Annotated in this window: 19 protein-coding genes; 16 read left to right on the top strand and 3 right to left on the bottom strand. The window is 36.7% G+C overall.

The features are described 5' to 3' along the window. Nucleotides 1-187: transposase (locus CIK00_RS15605; RefSeq protein ID WP_167388570.1), on the bottom strand; the 187-nt coding region annotated here is incomplete at its 3' end. 43 nt (nucleotides 188-230) lie between these two features. Here CIK00_RS15605 and CIK00_RS15600 point away from each other — a divergent pair. The 5 genes from CIK00_RS15600 to CIK00_RS15580 all read left to right on the top strand — a co-directional run bounded on the left by CIK00_RS15600 (nucleotide 231) and on the right by CIK00_RS15580 (nucleotide 3249). Continuing rightward, complete coding sequence (locus tag CIK00_RS15600; RefSeq protein WP_082960742.1) at nucleotides 231-581, top strand: hypothetical protein; 351 nt, start codon at nucleotides 231-233, stop codon at nucleotides 579-581. Between the two features lie 361 nt (nucleotides 582-942). Then, nucleotides 943-1302 (top strand): hypothetical protein, encoded by a 360-nt coding sequence (locus tag CIK00_RS15595; protein WP_065207967.1) that lies wholly within the window; start codon nucleotides 943-945, stop codon nucleotides 1300-1302. Nucleotides 1303-1379: 77 nt separating this feature from the next. Further along, nucleotides 1380-2117: an IS6 family transposase gene (locus CIK00_RS15590; protein WP_065207968.1), complete on the top strand. Its 738-nt coding sequence runs from the start codon at nucleotides 1380-1382 to the stop codon at nucleotides 2115-2117. Between the two features lie 211 nt (nucleotides 2118-2328). Beyond that, nucleotides 2329-2799, top strand: coding sequence for a DUF417 family protein (locus CIK00_RS15585; protein ID WP_101769600.1), 471 nt, complete (start codon nucleotides 2329-2331; stop codon nucleotides 2797-2799). Nucleotides 2800-2898: 99 nt separating this feature from the next. Then, nucleotides 2899-3249: a DUF3316 domain-containing protein gene (locus tag CIK00_RS15580; RefSeq protein WP_065207969.1), complete on the top strand. Its 351-nt coding sequence runs from the start codon at nucleotides 2899-2901 to the stop codon at nucleotides 3247-3249. A gap of 202 nt (nucleotides 3250-3451) precedes the next feature. Here CIK00_RS15580 and CIK00_RS15575 read toward each other — a convergent pair whose 3' ends face one another. Further along, nucleotides 3452-3601: a Hok/Gef family protein gene (locus CIK00_RS15575; RefSeq protein WP_043128471.1), complete on the bottom strand. Its 150-nt coding sequence runs from the start codon at nucleotides 3599-3601 to the stop codon at nucleotides 3452-3454. A 456-nt stretch (nucleotides 3602-4057) separates the two neighbouring features. Here CIK00_RS15575 and CIK00_RS15570 point away from each other — a divergent pair, with 456 nt between their 5' ends. The 11 genes from CIK00_RS15570 to CIK00_RS15520 all read left to right on the top strand — a co-directional run bounded on the left by CIK00_RS15570 (nucleotide 4058) and on the right by CIK00_RS15520 (nucleotide 15667). Continuing rightward, complete coding sequence (locus CIK00_RS15570) at nucleotides 4058-4510, top strand: DUF1525 domain-containing protein (protein WP_065207970.1); 453 nt, start codon at nucleotides 4058-4060, stop codon at nucleotides 4508-4510. Beyond that, nucleotides 4510-5691, top strand: a complete 1182-nt coding sequence (locus CIK00_RS15565) for a TraU family protein (protein ID WP_065207971.1) — start codon at nucleotides 4510-4512, stop codon at nucleotides 5689-5691. Before CIK00_RS15570 ends, CIK00_RS15565 begins: the two co-directional genes overlap by 1 nt. A gap of 117 nt (nucleotides 5692-5808) precedes the next feature. After that, nucleotides 5809-7143: a hypothetical protein gene (locus CIK00_RS15560; protein WP_065207972.1), complete on the top strand. Its 1335-nt coding sequence runs from the start codon at nucleotides 5809-5811 to the stop codon at nucleotides 7141-7143. A gap of 9 nt (nucleotides 7144-7152) precedes the next feature. Next, nucleotides 7153-8865 (top strand): conjugal transfer protein TraG N-terminal domain-containing protein, encoded by a 1713-nt coding sequence (locus CIK00_RS15555; protein ID WP_065207973.1) that lies wholly within the window; start codon nucleotides 7153-7155, stop codon nucleotides 8863-8865. Between the two features lie 660 nt (nucleotides 8866-9525). Beyond that, nucleotides 9526-9972 carry a hypothetical protein gene (locus CIK00_RS15550; RefSeq protein WP_065207974.1) on the top strand — a complete coding sequence of 149 codons (447 nt, stop codon included), beginning with the start codon at nucleotides 9526-9528 and terminating at the stop codon, nucleotides 9970-9972. 321 nt (nucleotides 9973-10293) lie between these two features. Then, nucleotides 10294-11691, top strand: a complete 1398-nt coding sequence (locus CIK00_RS21450; protein ID WP_193435478.1) for a recombinase RecT — start codon at nucleotides 10294-10296, stop codon at nucleotides 11689-11691. 66 nt (nucleotides 11692-11757) lie between these two features. Next, nucleotides 11758-12177 carry a hypothetical protein gene (locus CIK00_RS15540; protein ID WP_065207976.1) on the top strand — a complete coding sequence of 140 codons (420 nt, stop codon included), beginning with the start codon at nucleotides 11758-11760 and terminating at the stop codon, nucleotides 12175-12177. Further along, nucleotides 12177-12602, top strand: coding sequence for a hypothetical protein (locus CIK00_RS15535; protein WP_065207977.1), 426 nt, complete (start codon nucleotides 12177-12179; stop codon nucleotides 12600-12602). Before CIK00_RS15540 ends, CIK00_RS15535 begins: the two co-directional genes overlap by 1 nt. A 27-nt stretch (nucleotides 12603-12629) precedes the next feature. Further along, nucleotides 12630-12917, top strand: a complete 288-nt coding sequence (locus tag CIK00_RS15530; RefSeq protein WP_065207978.1) for a hypothetical protein — start codon at nucleotides 12630-12632, stop codon at nucleotides 12915-12917. A gap of 114 nt (nucleotides 12918-13031) precedes the next feature. Further along, complete coding sequence (locus CIK00_RS15525) at nucleotides 13032-14996, top strand: phosphoadenosine phosphosulfate reductase domain-containing protein (protein ID WP_065207979.1); 1965 nt, start codon at nucleotides 13032-13034, stop codon at nucleotides 14994-14996. 98 nt (nucleotides 14997-15094) lie between these two features. Then, complete coding sequence (locus tag CIK00_RS15520; RefSeq protein ID WP_065207980.1) at nucleotides 15095-15667, top strand: hypothetical protein; 573 nt, start codon at nucleotides 15095-15097, stop codon at nucleotides 15665-15667. Between the two features lie 268 nt (nucleotides 15668-15935). Here the strand turns inward: CIK00_RS15520 and CIK00_RS15515 are convergent, their stop codons facing one another. Beyond that, nucleotides 15936-18203 (bottom strand): DNA topoisomerase, encoded by a 2268-nt coding sequence (locus CIK00_RS15515; RefSeq protein WP_065207981.1) that lies wholly within the window; start codon nucleotides 18201-18203, stop codon nucleotides 15936-15938. Nucleotides 18204-18368 lie beyond the last annotated feature (165 nt).

Below are 18368 nucleotides of genomic sequence, written 5' to 3'. Positions count from 1 at the left end.
TCATTGCCTTCGAACTTGGTGTGATTCCACCATGTTCTTGCTTTAGCTGAGCAACCCAGCGACTCATTGCTGTATATCCGACACCAACAGCATTACATGCTTCTTGTATTGTGTAGCCTTTATTTAATACTAAATTAGCAGCATCGTGCTTGAATGCGACTGAATAAGTTGTTCGAGCTTTTTTCATTATGTACACCATTTTGACATTAAGAATATTTTATCCTATTTAGGTGTACAAGTTCATTAAGCCACAACATATAGGTTGTTCTGAAGCAGTTACGAACAAATATGTAACTTATGCGCAAGCTAAAGAAGATAAATTATTTGAAAGAGGTTGGTTACCTAATATTCTTCCTGAGTCGACTACAAATATCGTAGTTACTAATGACCTTGATAGTAATCGTTCGATGGGAGAGTTTATTATTGAGGTATCTGCTCTACCTGAGTTTTTGGAAAAAGTTAAGCTAACAGGGTTGTCAAATCAATATCGTTTTGTTGAAGGCTCTAATGCGTGGGTTTTCATCGTCAATGATGACGGCTTTGTTACGTACGAGCTAAATGAAGATAAAAGGTATCATTAAGTTGATAAGACAGAACCTATTTTCAAATTAGTCACATTTCACATCAGATTAATTTATTCGATCTAACACGTAATATTCCATTTAAAAATAATTGATCGCTATCACAAATTGTACGAACAATTTTATGATATAAGGGTATAGAGGTGGAGTTCCCCCTCAACCTCCTAAAATATATAAGCGATCCTTACTCTAAAAAGACACTACTTGGCCGCAGTGTCTTTTTCATATATAAAACAACAATAAATCAAGAATGAGCCAATCTAGTATACAAAAACACCTCCTAATTTGAGGCGGTATTTAACGTAAGAAAGCTTTATGTGACATTACTAACTTGCACTAACAGACGATTAAGGAATTAATAATGAAATTATCAAATACAATACCATTCATAACATTACTTTTAATGTCTGGTTGTTCGGTCCCCAACAAACAGCAATATGAGGGATATTTCACATATGGGAGTGAAGTGTCTGATTTTCGTTCGTGTGGAACAAATGAAATTTTTTGGTTAAATGGCGAACATAAACAAATGGAAGTCATAGAGCAAGCAGCAATAGAAAAAGCAATAAAGGTAGGAGAGCCGTATCAGGAAATCTATGTATTGTTTTCAGGATTTGCAGAAAACCGAAAACCAGTAGGCTTTGAAGAAGAAACCAATGGTTTAATCTATATGACAAAACTCATCAAATCCTCTAGTCAGCCAACAGAAAGTTGTAAGTAACCATCACATCCCGGGGCTGTTGCAAAAACTCGGTAAAGGTACAGACTTATGTATGATCTTCTGCCGAGCCTTCTCTTATGGCCAACTCCGAATTCAAATGGAAACACTTCACTCCTGACATCATCCTTTGGTGTGTCCGTTGGTACGGCTCAACGCCCATGAGTTATGCCAATCTGAGTGATATGCTGGCCGAACGCGGCATTCTTGTGAATCGTTCCACCATATATCGCTGGTTTATTCAGTACGGTCCCGCTTTACGTAAGAAATTGCGCCGTTATCAATTCATTCGAATTGACAGTTCATGGCAACTAGACGAGACCTACGTTAAGGTCAAAGGAAAGTGGTACTACCTTTATCGAGCCATTAATAAGCGCGGAGAAACGTTAGATTTCTACTTTTCCCACAAACGTAATAAAAAAGCAGCTTATCAGTTCCTTAAGCGTTGTTTGAGACATTACAGTTTAGGCAATCAGCCTAAAACACTAAATACAGACAAGCATTCATCCTATGCTAATGCGATTGCACGCTTGAAGAAGGAGGGGCGATTACGAGAGGATGTTGAGCAACGACAAGTAAAATACCTCAATAATGGTATCGAGTCTGATCACGCACCTATTAAGAAACTCATTGTCGCCACCGGTGGATTTAAAATACGAAAACGTGCATGGTCAACGATTCAGGGATTTGAATCATTACGGATGTTGAACAAAGGCCAATTTGATTTTTGGTTACGCAATGATGAACGTCAAACTCTTGTGCGGGAGAGATCCGCCTTCATGAATCGTCTCTTCAATGTTGACGTTGTTTTCCAGTAATAATGAGTCAGTTGTAGGACTCATTTACCTGCTTTGATTATTTGCAACAAGCCCATATTCAATCGCTTTTCTTGTTGTTTACTCATTATTATCAACCTCTATCTCCGTTTTTTTTAATTGTAACAAACTAAACTGTTTAGTTCAAAATGGTTGACATGTGATTCCCGCCACATTAGATTAAACGAAACAGTTTAGTTCAATAAGGATGTGTATGGATATTTCAAGAAAAAAAATCTTAGCGCCATCAGCGACAACAATAGGATATAAAGTTGGTGTTTTTGGGGTTGTGTTAGTCTTATTGTGGATTGGTATTTTTAAATTTACACCAACAGAAGCGGTAGCAATTGAACCTCTTATTAAAAATCATCCCTTAATGGGTTGGACATACCATTTTTTCTCTGTTCAAACCGTATCGAATCTTGTGGGCTTTAGTGAGATAGTCGTGGCAATTGGACTTATTTATGGTTTCTTTAATCCCAAGGTTGGCTATATTTCAGGTGTTGTTGCAAGTGCTATTTTTATAGTGACACTCAGTTTCTTATTTACCACACCAAATACTTGGAAAATAGTCGATGGTGTTCCTATTGCAAACTTTTTTTTAGTTAAAGATATTCTATTTTTAGCCATTGCAATAATGGTTGTTGAACACAATAAAAAATTATTACCTCATAAATCTCAATAGCGACTTTGTGATAACAGTTAGTTTGGATAAATCATACTCTGGTGCATTAATAAATCATCAGTAGCAAACAAATAATTATAAATAAACGGAACTCAAATTATGAAAAAAATATTTTTAGCCACTTTAGTCTTTTTATTCTCATCATCTATTTTTGCACAAAATATAGGGAATCATTCCGACCGTTTAGGTGATAAACAACTTAAAACTGCGGTTATGCAAGATAAAAGTGCAGCAGTGGTCGCAGGTAATAACATTAGAGATAATTTAGAAACCTTAAACAGTATTGAGTTAAGTAAAAAACTTAATATATGGCGAAATACATATAATTCTACCAAGTTAAAAAATACGTCTATGACTATTGATGAATTATATGCCCAGAATGGCACCGTTAGTTATCAAGCTATTGTAAATGTGAGGTATCAATATACCGTTCGTGAATCAAACCAATAGAATTAATGCTGAATGTGTTTTTTCGTGCAGAAGAAAATATTGAAGTACACAGAAATAGATTTATTGTTACCTGATTACCACTATTTAACAACCACTGTTAAATGAGACTGATTTTAAAGTATGAGGATTGGGTGCTCATTGGCAATGTAACTAAACAAAACCTGAAATGGTGAGGCATGATTGCCCCACCATTTAGGCTAGATTATCTCACTTCGTAGGCAAGTACCGCCTTAAAGAGTTTAGTACCATCCTGGTACTGAACTTCACACAAGTCATCCCTGACGAGTGCCAATGCAACTAATAATGTGAGACACACAATTAGTAATCCTGTTGGGAAGTTTCTTTTTGGCATTTTTACTTGCCTCCTATAGTGAGAGGCACTAACATATGAATTGTCTAGAGTCATTTGTCGGCCTCGTTGATTTAAAATTAACGGGGCTTTCATCTATCTGGCCTATCACAAAACATTTTTGTTCGTTGCTCAAGACTAGATAGCCAAGAGCACCCGCGCTGATTATACATTAACTCGCCTACTCCCTATCATTTTTTTGCCATGAACCTTCAAACCTATAAATTAAGTAAATTTATGCTTTTTTCCCTCGGTTTGACATAATAGGTATTATATCTACCAGAACCGCAACAAGATTTGCAGTAACAAAAAAATAGTCATAACAAAGCCGCCATACCTAATTGATTTTGTAATCTGCAAAACCTAACTTACAAATAAGCACTAAACATACTAAAACCATACACTGAACATTAAATGCTTAATATCTGGTCATTAATCATAATGAGTAGTAGGTAAAGCATGAGTCGATTCAAAATCCTATGCATCGCCACAGTCTGTTTCAGTTCGCCCTCATTCGCTTCAATACCAAGCCCAAAAACTGTTGAAGTGTTTACTACAAACGAAACCGTATCTAGTGTTGTTAACGTCAAACCAAACTCTAAGGGATTGGTCGTTAATGTAATTAACAAAATTGATGTTTTAAGCGAACAGGCCACGGCATCTATACCTAAATACGATTCGAAACGTTTTGGTAACTTCCAAAACTACAAACGATTCGCTAAAGAACGTGTTATTGAATGGGCAAAAGAAAATAAAGAGGCTTTTAAGAACACTACTACTGGTATTACTAGTGCTATGAATTATGAGCTTAAAAGTGTGCCAGCCGTAGTAATTAATGGTGAGTATGTTGTCTATGGTGACACAGTTTCTAATGCGGTAAGAAAATGGCGTAAAGAGGTGGGGCGTAAATAATGTTTAACTTTAAAATAAATGCTATTGCTCTGGTTATAACTCTGTTTACTGCGCCTGTCATGGCGGCAAACAACAATAACAATTCTGGCGTAGATACCGATAATTCCTATTTTCCCGTTCAAGACCGCTATAGTGATGTTAATCAGTTCATTGGCCAAGGTGATAATAGTTTTGATGCCATGATTGCTGAGGATAATAAGGCAAATACAATTGTTACAACTGTAGGTGGTAAAAAAGTCACACTTAAAAATGATAGCAAGTCTTCTTTAGCTGATGATTGGAAAGCTGGCTTTGATTTGCAATGTGTTGATTGGAAGATTACTGGGGGCTGCATATGGCTAAAGTTTGAGATTTTTTCAGTCTCAGTAAAAACATCATTAAAAGTTTCTCACTATAGCCCTGATGCAATTGTTGAGGTTTTCCATGATATAAACAATACACCCACATCTTATGCCAAACTAAACAACAAGGTGGCAAAGTCACTTGGTAATTCACTGTTTTCTAAAGTTGCTCTCAAGGGTAATAAGATGAATAACAATGATTCGGAGGGTGATGGTTTTCATGATGTTCATGTAATGGGCAATCCACTGATTACTATGCACGATAGTATTATTGGCACTATGTACAATCAGATCGGTTACTGCGACTCAGGCGCAACACCATTCAAAACATATATGCATTCCTTTACAGATATTGAGTGGCGTTTAGGAATTTGGGAAACCGTAAATGCGTTTCGTTATGCGTATATGAGTATAACTGACAAAGCGAGTGTTCAAATCAACGATTATGACGCAAACCCTGCTGGTGCGTTATGGGGATCGCTTTATCCTCGCATTGGTACAACGGAAAATCCAAGTCCATTTATCGGTGCTGCTATATCAGCGTTACGTGCTGGTGTGTTGGTAACTAATTCGTCAGGTATTCATACAGTGATGAAAATGGGGAGATCTACGGACGGTAAACAATTCTTTGATAATAAAGTCGATCTTCAAAATGGTAAATGGAAAGTATTGCTACCAAAAAAATTTGCTGGTGAGCAATGTACAACGATGCCCTTTAGTGGTGTGAGTAATTACGCTGGCACAAATGAGCCCAAAACAGATAGTCGGAACTATGTGTTTCAGATGTGGCGTAAATATGTTTGCTGTGAGAGAAAGGGCGCATATATCGGTGGTTGGTAAGTGACTTGATTTTGCAAACAACAATATCAGAGTAAAGATATTGCGTTGTCGGTCTAAAACAGGGGCGATGACGCATACACCATACAATATGTTTATCTTATAAACTGGATAAGCATAATGAAAACAAATTCAAATTCTCCATCCTATATTTCTCGTATAGCCCTTGCTGTTGCTCTGTCTTTATCTGTGTCTGCTTCCTCTTATGCCGTACAAGAGACTTCTTTTATTACGGAAGATGATTTTGCCCGTAGCGTTAGCCATATAAAGCTAGATAAGCTCAAAGAACAAAGTCAATACAACAATCTCGCCCGTGCAAACGTAAATATTAGTAATTCTTGTGGCTCATTCAGTCCAGCAATTGCCGTGGGCAGCTCGTTTGCACAAGGTAATCTTTCAACGATGTTTGATGCGGTTATTACTAACGCGAAAGGGGCGGTTATGGGCTTGGCTAGTCGTCTTATTCAAGAAGCAAACCCAGGGCTATTTAAGTTCCTACAACACGGCGTAGACGCAGGTTATACCGATTACTTATCTGCGCTGCAGTCGTGTGAGGGTGTTCAAGATCTGTTAGTAGATAACGCGCCTGATTCTGTAATGGGCAAGCTAGCTATGGGCGACAAGCTACTTGATGCTGCAAGTCCAAATACATCAGTTGATATTAGTGCTTTTATGAAAAGCAAAGAACTGCGAAATGGTAATGGCGGTGTTAAAGGTATTGATGGTCAAAAATACGGTGGCAAAACAACACCAGCATTAAAAGTTGTCAGTCAAACCGTTAAAGCTGGCTGGTGTATGCTAACTGAATCTGGTACTGGCTTGTGCCGTGGCGTGGTCAACGGTGGTTCTGGTAATGCTATGCCGGTTCTAAAGAAAGAGTTTCCAACTGCGCTAGATGCAGAGTCTTTTGCTCGTAACCTTATTGGTGAAGTTGAAATGCGTTCTTGTGAGGGGTGTGATTCAGTTAAGTCAACACCACCACAAACAGTATCACAGCTAATTGATGCTGAGGCTGTTATAGCCAAAGGGCAATTATCCGCATTAATGCGTAATTACAAACCTAACAGTATCCGTACAAGCGATCTTGAATCTATCAGTGCTTCAACGTATCCAATTACACGAAATATGTTCCTTAACCTGAGTCGTGAGAAGCCTGTTATGCAACAAGCAATGTTAGATCACATTTCTACTGAGCTAGCAACTGCCCGTATTCTTAACAAAATCGTTTTAGTACGTCAGATAATCCTAACGGGTTTATCTAACTCAAAGCTAATTAACAATGAAGCCATTTCGACTACTGCAAAAGAGCGATTAATACTACTCGATAATTCAGTTAAAAATTATTACGAGGAATTAAAGATCCGCGCTAGTACAACAACATCAGCACAAAAACTAACATCAGAGCGTATTGAAGATCGTAAGCTCTCTAATGGCGCAAGCAGTCTTAGCATTTAGGTATTCATTATGATGACAATGGTTTCAAATGATCTTAGTGATGTATTTATGCTGCCGCTGGCAACGTATCTGTCAGGTGAGATCTGGTCAATTTTAGAAGCGACAAAACTATTTTTAGTTCCATTTATCATTTTAATGATAGCGGCTATTGGCCAAGCTCGTAAGCAAGGTGTTGACGAGGGAAGTTCAGCTATACAGGCTTATAAACACATAGAGGTCGGTATTATTACGATGTTTATGGTTATGTTGTTTGCGTGTAAGCCTTTATCAAGTAATGGTTCAGTTTCACCGGCTTCTATTAGCGTAAAGAACTACTCATGTTTAGTTGGTGGTGGTTCTATAAGTAGTTCTGGTGGGGCAGACGCAAATAGAAACGGCTTAGGTATATTCAATGGAGTAGATAAAAATGCCTTTTTGAATAACCCGTTTATTCGTGTGATACCTGCTTCATCACCAACTCTTGCTACTGGTTTAATGAATCAGTTAAGCATTGGTTTAACTAATGCGTCCGTAGCTGCTTTACCTTGTGTTTCACATACATCAATGAGATATGCATTCTCGAAAATTGAAACTTATGAGCCGGATAACCCAAAACTGCAAAATTTAATAAAAGATTTTAATAAACAATGTTATTCGCAAGCACTAGATCGTAAATCAAGAGATCAAAATTTACGTTCTACATCAATCAAAGGCCAAGATTACGCTTTTGACTCGAAAGATATTACAGATATGTACAATGGAAAGGTTGACGGTGTTGACGGTGATCGCAACACAATGCTAATGAAAATCCGTAAGGATAATTGGACTGGCTCTACTGGCTCTATCCAATTTAATGATGCCAACATTAGTACATCTGAGGATTACGGTGTAGGTGTTATTACGTGTGCTGAGGCAGCTAATGAGATCAAGAACAAGCTGAGAAGTGATGTTCGTAACGGTGATGCAAAGAATGAATTTAAAGCAATCAGTGTTGGCGATACGACAAATAGTGAAGAACAGAATACCCGTTTGCTTTTCTCTAATATCGTTAATAACAAAGGTTCGATACTAAATGTAGCGTCACAAACGATGTCTGATTGGCAAAATGCTGCAAATGATGGAGTTGATTACGCAAAAATGGCGTGGTCTTTAACAAAAGGGGCATTTGATGATTTGGATTCTGCAGGGCATGTACTGAATGGTGGTGTTGCAAGTATTAGTTCAATGTTCAAAAGTCAAAAGGTTCATGGCTATCAGCTAGTTGCACCACTTGTGATCTCAGTAATTAAGGGTGTCTTGATTATTTCGATTCCTTTAATTTTGTTCTTTACTGGTTTTAGTCCTAAAACATTACTAACAGTGCTAGTGGCTTACTTTGCTATTGATTTCTCAAGGTTCTTCTTGGAGCTCGGTAATCTTATAGACGAAGTGATTTTGTCATTTAGGCACACAGCCGTTATGTCTAACTCTGCAATGGAACAATCTGATTCATTAAATGTTCTCGCTGCTATGACAATCATAGGTCAATACGCCACATACACCTTAGTTGGTGTCTGGTACATGTTTGTTGGTTGGTTAGGTGTAAAGATGATTGCTCCAATGCAAATGGCTGAATCAACCTCAGAAGATACCAGTAAGGGCTCACAATCTGCATTAAATACGGCTGCTGGTGCTGCTACGGGAGGCGTGACTGGTGCTGCTTCTTCCGCAATTAAAAGTGGGATGAGCAAAGGAGATAAATAGAAATATTTAGATCTGCATAATAAAAAAGGGGCTAATTAAGCTCCTTTTTTTTGGTTATTTTCAGGAATGAGCATTTTCATCAGAAAAATCGTGGCATGTTTCTTCTAATGTTCTCACCATACGCATTAAACAGCATTAAGATTAAAAGAAACACACCTACAATCACCTCAACCAAACTATTAAAAACGTGGTCAATCAAACCGAAAAACAAATCTAATGGTAGGCAAATAATATCAAACAAAAATTCAAACATTTTCAGTTTCTCTAAATTAGTAACTTTATGCGCCAATTATCATTTTGATTCATCTTTTTAACAAGCAACGTTAATTCCTAAATCAAAATTAAAGTAAAAAATAATTCGTATTTAAAATTGTAAGTTACAATATTAAGTTGTTGACAACATATACGTTGGAAAATATCATTGTGGAACTCGGTAAATCTCTTGCCAAGTTCTAAGGCTTAAATGCTTATCTACGTTTACTCGTCCTGAATGACTCTCTAAGATTTAACCATCATCGTTATAATCATATAACCTTGCATCTACTGTTTGTACACATGAACGCGCTATGCCATTACCTCATAACGTACTCATGTTTATAAAAGCATCTTCCGGTGAAAGCTCCGTAATCCAATACTCCCATCTATCCAAGGTAATATAATATGCAATCTACTATCACTCTAGTTACGTTCTTTATACTTTTCATTCTACCAATAGCTGCTGTTTTCCTAGCTGGTCGATACATTTGGAATAAATTAACTGTTTCAGTTCCCGTTGATTTTGACGCGAAAAAGATGACAGTGAAATTTGAGCGTCATTTTTCTCCAAAAATGATAATTCAACTTCCTTATGCGTTGCGTGATGATCTGTTAGCAATCTTTGCTTTTATTAAGCGTATTGTTAATAAATATCTACCAAAGACCTTTGATGTTCAAACTTGTGACACAAATACTTGTGATGCTGAATTTGAAACAAAAGCGAATAGCAATATTGGTTCTGAACAAGTAAAAACCTTAGCTAAAGGAAAAACCACAACTCAAACTACCCAACAAGAAACCGATCAAGAATTACCGAAAGCAACTAAGTTTGCTTCTGGTGACTTTGGTTAATTCTCCGTCAAAATATCTATTTATCTACCACTTATCTAATAACCCTATCAGAGTTAAACATGATCCTATCTATTCAAAACAAGCGTGAGATTAAATCATTAGTCTCTTTTACAAGTGACATCTTTGCTTTAACAGGGTTACTTGGAACATCTTGTGCGTCTGTGACTTATATTATGTTCAAGTACATGGGTTATCTCTAACTCAACACTGCTTCACAATAGTTTTTGTAAGTATCAATATCTAATCAAACCCAACATCTTAATTTTGTAATTTCCAAAATTAAGATAAACTATTTTACTATCTATTTATCTGGAATATCTAATGTCTAATCAAAAAACTAATACTCAAACTGCTAACCCAACCTTAGAAGTTATGCTTAATCCATTCGCAGACAAACTTAATATCGCTACTAATGCTTATTATGGCGCGTTGATGGATGCTGTTTTTGGCAACATCAATAGTCGTCGTCTTGCCGATGGGGTAAGTGCTTTACCTGTAACTACACCACAAATTGTTCGCCTTATTACTCGCTGTAAGCAATATGGTATTGATCCCCTAATGGGTCATTTGTACGCAATTGAGCGTCAAGGTGTTATTAGTTACGATCTAACGATCAATGGTTGGTTGTTTGTTCTTCAAAACCACTCAGATTTTAAAAATTATAAAACTGTTTATTCAGATGAAAAAGTACCATCTAAGATGATTGAAGGTCACATGATCCCTGATTGGGTTCGTGCTGATATTGAATTTAAAGATGGTCGTGTTTTCGAGGGGATTCGTGTTTATTACTATGAAGAAGTAGAAAATACACCTGCTTGGGATAAACGCCCAACTCGTATTCTTGCTGGCCGTGCTATCTCTCAAGCTACTCGTTACGGCATTAATGTCGATTTTGGTGAGAATGAAGATATGCCGGAATATTCATCTAAAACAATTGATACTCCGGTATCTGTAGTGTTTGATGATGAAGAACAAGACACTGAAAAAAATGAACAAAATTTAGATGAAGAAGCCAAGGCTAAAGCAGACGCAGAAGTTAAGACTAAAGCAGACGCAGAAGCCAAGGCTAAAGCAGACGCAGAAGCTAAGACTAAAGCAGACGCAGAAGCCAAGGCTAAAGCAGACGCAGAAGCTAAGACTAAAGCAGACGCAGAAGCTAAGACTAAAGCAGACGCAGAAGCCAAGGCTAAAGCAGACGCAGAAGCTAAGACTAAAGCAGACACAGAAGCTAAGACTAAAGCAGACGCAGAAGATAACTCAATTGAAGTAGAGGGTGAATGGGAAGAATTTACTATTTCCTTTGAAGATCAATACAAGACTTTCATCGCTGAAACGAAGAAAAATACCGGTGATATTACTGACGAAGCTGATAATGCATTTCGTAAGTGGTTAGCTGGTATGAACATTTCGTTCACTGACTTTAATGAAGCTCGTTTAATTAAAGCAAAACGTTTTATTAATGAGTTTATTTCTGAGAATCAAAAACCAAGCGAAGTTACAGTAGAGCCAACAAAAACAAAAGTTGTTGAGACTGCTGAAAATGAAGTTGAATATGATTTCACTCTTATTTCTTCTGACATTCTGCAATTAATTAATAATGCAGTTCGTAATGTTGAAAATTGTGGTGAACCATCAGAGCTTATCCAGTTAATGGAGCTACTAGATAGCAACTTAGAACAGGCATATGTTCAACAACAACTTAAAGATCTTGGTTACTAATCAAATCTAACTACCCAATAAATTGAAGCCCTTTCGAGGGCTTTAATCACATCTAAAGGTCGTAAAATGGCATTTAAAGAGTACGCTTGCTCTGAACGAGCGACAGCCCTGCATGACGCATATATGGTTGAGTTGAAGAAAGTATTACCCATAATTAATTGTGAGGCGATACCCAATATTTTTACCTCAGTGTCAGGGCAAAATTTCTTATTATGTATTGAAGACGAATACGAAATTGATTTCCTTATGGCTTATAGCTTTTTTGGTAAACCATGCTCTCCCGTTTACTTAGAACCATCGGACACTTTTCGTCAATATGACGTTATTAACGCAACGAACGAAATTTCCTATAAAAAAGTAAAAATGACATACACCCTGATAGGGGAGTTGGGTCGTAATTTACTCTTTATAAGAGAAGATGATGCGTTATTCACTGGTACATATAGTGATGCAGTTAAAAATGGTTTTTTGGTGAAAAAATACTAATGAATATCTCTAACCTGACGAAACTAAAAAGTGATGAAGCTATTAACAAAAAGCAAGTAGATGAACTACTAAACCTTTGTTCTTTAGCTGCTAATCGCGCTGCTGAGAAATTAAATGCCAGTGTGAAATGTTACTTAACTTACTCTAAGTTAACTGGTGATTTGAAAGGTAGCTTAAAATTACAAACTGCAAAAGTAAGATATAAGTACGCTACGTTTGCCATAAATTTTATTAAGCTATGCAAGAAACACCCATCCATCAACACTAATATCCTAGATACAACAATGGCAGACCAAACCGGTATGGTTTTTACTTTTCATGGTTCAAAAAAGAGCCGTGGAATTGATTATGCTGTTGTTGCAACAATTAATGATCCGACCACGCTTACGTTAATACCATTTAAAAATGTAAACATTAACTTGTAATCAATCTAAACCCTATCTGGAAAACTTATGAACCTATTAGCAAGTATTGAATTTGATTGTGCCAATATAGAACGTGCAATAAATCAATCTAATTACGATGATAATGTTGTTGTAACTGTTCGAGGTGAAGAAGCTGAATTAGCATTTAGCAATGGTTTTGTATCCTTTGGGCGCGTTATTCAAAACGCAACAAAAAACACGGTTAACTGCATTATTAGCTCTAATGCATTTAAGGCTAATTACACTAAATATCAGATAGTTATTGGTACTCATACAGCGTCAATAACTGCAGTTAACATGAAAAAGTTACATTAATAAACACAACGCCTATCAAAGCATTTTTCCAATTAATATCTAATACCCTAAACTATCAATCTAACTAAGCCTCGTCAGAAATGACGAGGCTTTTTCTTATCTAGGAATTATCTAATGTGGATCACTAACTCAGAACATAATGAGCATATTCAGCTTGTAAATATTATTAATAATTTGAATCTTCCTTATGCAGTTCGTAACAATGCTTGGTCAAAAATTACTGAATTGAACGTGACAATCACTAATGATCGTCCATCTATGCGTGATGAAGTACGTGAGCTATCTGAGCTTTCAATTAATAAGCTGGTGGCAGTGCTTGAAACTGGAAAAGGATTGGCGATAAGTGTAAGTTTTGGCAAAGATAGTAACTGCTGCCTTGTACTTTCGCTTGAGGCCATTAAACGTTTTAAGCGTAAATATGGGTACATGCCATCTTGCTATGTTATTAATTCTAATACGACTATCGAAAATCCAGCCTTGGATGACTACTTCAACATTATGCAGCAAAATCTTGAAGTTTTTATAAACACGCATGATTTAGATGTTACGTTTATTGAGGTTCACCCAGATACAACATCCCACTGGCATTACGTGACATTAGGGCGAGGCAAAATGCCGAGATACCCTGGAATGACTCGTGATTGCTCAGTTGATCTAAAAGTAAAACCGATCAAAAAAGCTAAAAAAGCGTTGGCAAAACTGACTGGTGAATTAGTTTCAGTCGTTGGTACGCGCATGAATGAAAGTGAAGAACGTAAACAGAAAATGATAGAGCGCGGTGATGTTGCTAACACTGTGCTTACAGGTGAAGACGGTGACTTACTAATATTGCCGATCTGCGATTGGGAGGTTGATGATGTTTGGGCGTTGCTTACATATTGTGATTCTTCTAGCGAGAATGCGCTTTATCATTCATTCGCACCATCATTCGATGAAACGATTGATATTTACCGAAGTGCTAATTCTGGCGAATGTGCATTAAACGTGGGCGACAAGGGGCAATCTGCCGCCTGTGGCGCACGATTTGGATGCATGTATTGTCTGGTTAGCGGTGATAAAGATAAATCATTAACAGCGATGATAGAGAGCGATTCTGAACGTTTTAGTTATCTTGCCGGCGTTAACAAATTGCGTGACTTTATGTACGCAATTCGTTGGGATATGGATCGTAGAGACTGGCTAGGACGTTCGTTCGATATTGAAACTGGTTTTTACCCTCTACAGCCTGTCTATTTTAGTTTTGAAACACGTTTAGAGCTTTTGCGTTACATGTTAACGTTGGATGCTCAAGAGCGTGAATGGGCAAATCAATTCAACTCTGGCATTGTCCGTTTTGAGTTGGTTAACTATCAACAACTAATAGAAATTGATCTAGCGTGGGGGTTATATAGTGCTTCACCTCACGCATTTGCTGCTTTACTGGAGTACCATGAAATCCATAACTGCGGTAAGCGTTATGAGATTGGGGAAGTAGTAACTGCACCAAAGTTGTCAATTCCTGCAAAACGCTGGATTAAACTACCTGCTTCACAAGATATTAGTAAAAAAGAAAAACGTCATAATCGTGATGGATTATCTGATCCTGAACTAATTGAAATGGCGCGTAATGCAGGTGTTGAAATTCCAACAATTAAAGATCTGTTCACAGGTCATAAAAAAGAAATTGTGCCGTTTACAAAATCTAAAGTGATGGAAGTACCAGAACTAGATGCTGCTATATTTGTAGAAATGTTTTGTTCAGAATTGAGTGAAACTTGTAAGCAGTACGATAGTAGTGAAAGTGTGTTCTATTACATAACCAATGGTCTTGTTCAGTTATCAGGAACGCAACCAATAGCCTTTAATACGATGATGCAGTTGTCGCAACACTGGAATGATTTTAAGGCGCATGTAGCGACTGACGATTTAACAGGGTACGCGATGGATCATAGTATTAGTGATAGAGAACACAAGGCATTAAAAAATGAAATGGTAATTGGAGACTTCGAGCTTAATAATGTTGATCAAGATGAATATATAGATGATTCTTTTGAAGCGCAGTTAGAAAGTTTAGATGAACAGTTGTCTTTGATTTTTTAATAGAAAACAAAAATAAAATAAAGTAAATTAAACGGGAAGCTAATTTTAGCTTCCCGTTTTTTTATAGAATCAACTACTAACAACACTAGCGATTTAGCATGAAAGAACTAAAAGAAGAATTGGAACATTTTATTAACTGTTTAGATTTATTAATGAAAGATAAGTTAATAATTAAAATTGACGATAATCATCCATATCAAACGCAAGTTTCAAATCGTGACTTTGCTGAAAAATTATTGAAAAAGTATGATATGGATTTTCTGCCGATTGTTGATGAAAACATTTCCATTAATAAAGTAGGTAAATTAATTTCGATACGCTTAGATAATAATGAGTGCAATCAGTTAAATATGTACCAGCAACTAAGTCATTGTATCTCAGATGTAATATTTGATGCGGATATGAGTAAGAAAGATAGATTACTTGGTGAGTTTTCTATTTGTAGTTCTTTGTTAATAAAAGATAAGTACCTTACTCATTTGGAACTAGAGACAATAGTTAAGGACTTTAATCGTATTTTTGAAGTTGAAATTAGTAATTTTATTCCTATAAAATCAGATTGGTTATCGAATATTTTTCGCTCGAATCGTATTTTTAATAAATTTGATGAAAATCCTAATCCAATGATGGTTAAATTCAAAATTAAATCAAAACACTTTAAATATCATTGAAAAAATAATTTAATAAGTGATTTATAAAAATAAAATTTGTATGGCTGACTTCTAGTTCTATTTTCACAAAGAAAATTTACAAGTCAAAAAATCACAATTAATCATACAAACTGGTAACGATTCAGTGCCAATTAATATAAATGACCAAACAATCTTTTTTGATATACCCATTGAATGATGGTTTTGTTTTTACGTTCCATATTTTACCACTTAACGTCTGAGTGTTGCTGGCATAGTGGAATACCTATACCAGCAAGCATTTAAACATTTATTTTTTCTTTGTTGCACGTTTTTTCGGAGAAGACTTTTTAAATTCAAGTGGCTTAAATTCACCATTATCTAAAGTAAATGAGGCTTTGCACTTTGGATAATCGGTGCACCCATACCACACAAATCCTTTATCACTCTTTCGCTTTCCCAATTTGTGTTTATTACATTTAGGGCAATTGTGTTCTGTATTCTCAGCCTTAGCTTTTGGCTTGGCATTGAGATCAGGTCGTCCAGCAATATCAGGAAATGAAGATGTGCAATCTGGATAGTTACTGCATGACCAAAACTTATGTTTAGACATGAAGCGCAACTTGCTCTGGCATTGTGGGCAAGAGTAGTGAACGCGATTAATTGATTTGATGTTAAGCCCGTTTTCTTTAATATTGTAAACAGCACTATTTACAAACTTATCTACACGATCTTGGAACTGCTCAATGCTGAAAGTCCCTTTTGAAAGCATAAGCATTTGTTCTTGCCAGTAAGCAGTAAGGTCTACTTTTACAGCAAAGCTAGGTAGTGCATCATGCAATTCTTCACCTATCACACTAGGTACAACATTCTTTTTGTCGTTCTTGATGAAGTTTCGTGAATAGAGGTTAGCAATGATACCTGCTTGCGTTGCTGGCGTTCCTATACCGCCATTCTGGGCACTATCTTTATCTCGTTCTAACAAGATCTCACGTAGTCGAGCATCTTCTACATACTTACCAGCGTTATTCATATCCTGTAGAAGTGTGTCCATCGTGTATAACGCTGGCGGTGAAGTTAAACCTTGTTTTAGTGCTGTTGAATCAATATTGACTATTTGGCCTTGGATAAGCTTTGTTAGATCACCTGTACCATTGTCGTTATCAGCATCTTCGTCGGCATCATCATCTTCATTAGTAATATCACCATCTTTATTGAAAATGACTTTCCATCCTTTTTTTATTTCTTGTGTGCGCGATGCCTTAAATAAGAAATTACCAATGGCCAATTCCACTTTAGATACTGCGTTTTCTGCTGGCGGTAAGAATAGGGCGGTGTACTTACGACAAATCAACTCGTAAATTTTACGTTCGTCTTCTGTTAAATCACTGATGTTTGCTTTGTTGCTTTCAGTTGGCTCAATAGCATGGTGGGCTTCAATCTTCTTGTCATTAAATGCCTTACCCTTAATGCTTGGGTCTGTGTAGGGGATTACCGGCTGTAAAGATGGTACAAGCTTATTGATCGTAGCCAAAAGCGTAGGAGCTAATTGGTGGTGTTCTGTAGGTAAGTAAGAACAATCTGTACGGTTATAAGTGATTAGGTGGTGCTTTTCGCGTAAGTTCTGTGTTAACTCTAATGTTTTATCAATAGCAATACCGTACACACGGCTTGCCTCGCGTTGTAATGAGCTTAGGCTAAACGGTAGTGGTGGCTGAATCTTTGAGATTTTATGATCGGTAGAAGTAATTTTCCCTGTACCTTGGCTATTAATAAAATTGCCAATTTGGTTAGCAAACTGCTGATCAATAATGCGGTTCTTATCATCGAAATTATCTGGGAATTTATCTATCAAGTCTTTACTTGGGGCTAGTTTGAAGCGGTACTCTTGACCGTTGACATTAAAAATAGCAAAAACATCATAAAATGGGGTTTTTACGTGCTTTTTATTGGCGCGGTAACGTTTAACAACCAACCCTAGAATTGCTGTTTGTACTCGCCCAATAGACAAAATACCATCATAACCAAGATCCTGAGCTACGAGAGTACAAACACGGCTTAAATTCATACCATAGATATAATCAAAAATAGACCGTCCTAGCTCAGACATTGATAAATCTTGAAATTTGCTATTTGGTCTGATTTTAGTAACGGCTTTGCGAACAGCCGTTGGGCTAAGATCACTTACAAGTATACGACCTGTGCGGCCTTTATAATTGTTATATTCCAACACTTCATCTACCAATCTTTGCCCAGCAGCATCGCTATCACCAGCATTAATGACATAGCTTGATTTTTTTAATAAGCCTTTAATTATATTTGCTTGTTGTGATCCACTTTTAGATGGCTGAATTGGTACTGGCATTAGACTCATAGGTAACGAGTTTAGTGTCCATTTTGAGTATTCAGGGTTAATTTTTTCTGGGGCTACAAACTCAAATAAGTGCCCGTAACACCAAGTAACTAACGTTCCGTCATTACACTCGATGTATCCATTTCTACTAGTCGATGATGTACTTATACCAGCTACAATAGCTTTTGCTAATTCAGGTTTTTCAGCAATATATAGAGTTGTCATAATCCCAATCGTTATAACTTAATTGTTTGTGACTGTATTTTATTAGGAATACTGAGATTGCTCTTTTTAGTATGTAAAACAACAAAGCATAGTGACAGAAATGGCAAAAATATTTATGTGGCTCGATATTGTAGTTTACAAACTTAATCGTTATCATCTAGGTTC

It is taken from the genome of Photobacterium carnosum, from assembly GCF_002849605.1.
Classification (GTDB): Bacteria; Pseudomonadota; Gammaproteobacteria; order Enterobacterales; family Vibrionaceae; genus Photobacterium; species Photobacterium carnosum.
The sequence above is the reverse complement of the archived record's forward strand: the minus strand, read 5'-3'. Positions and strand labels throughout refer to the sequence as shown.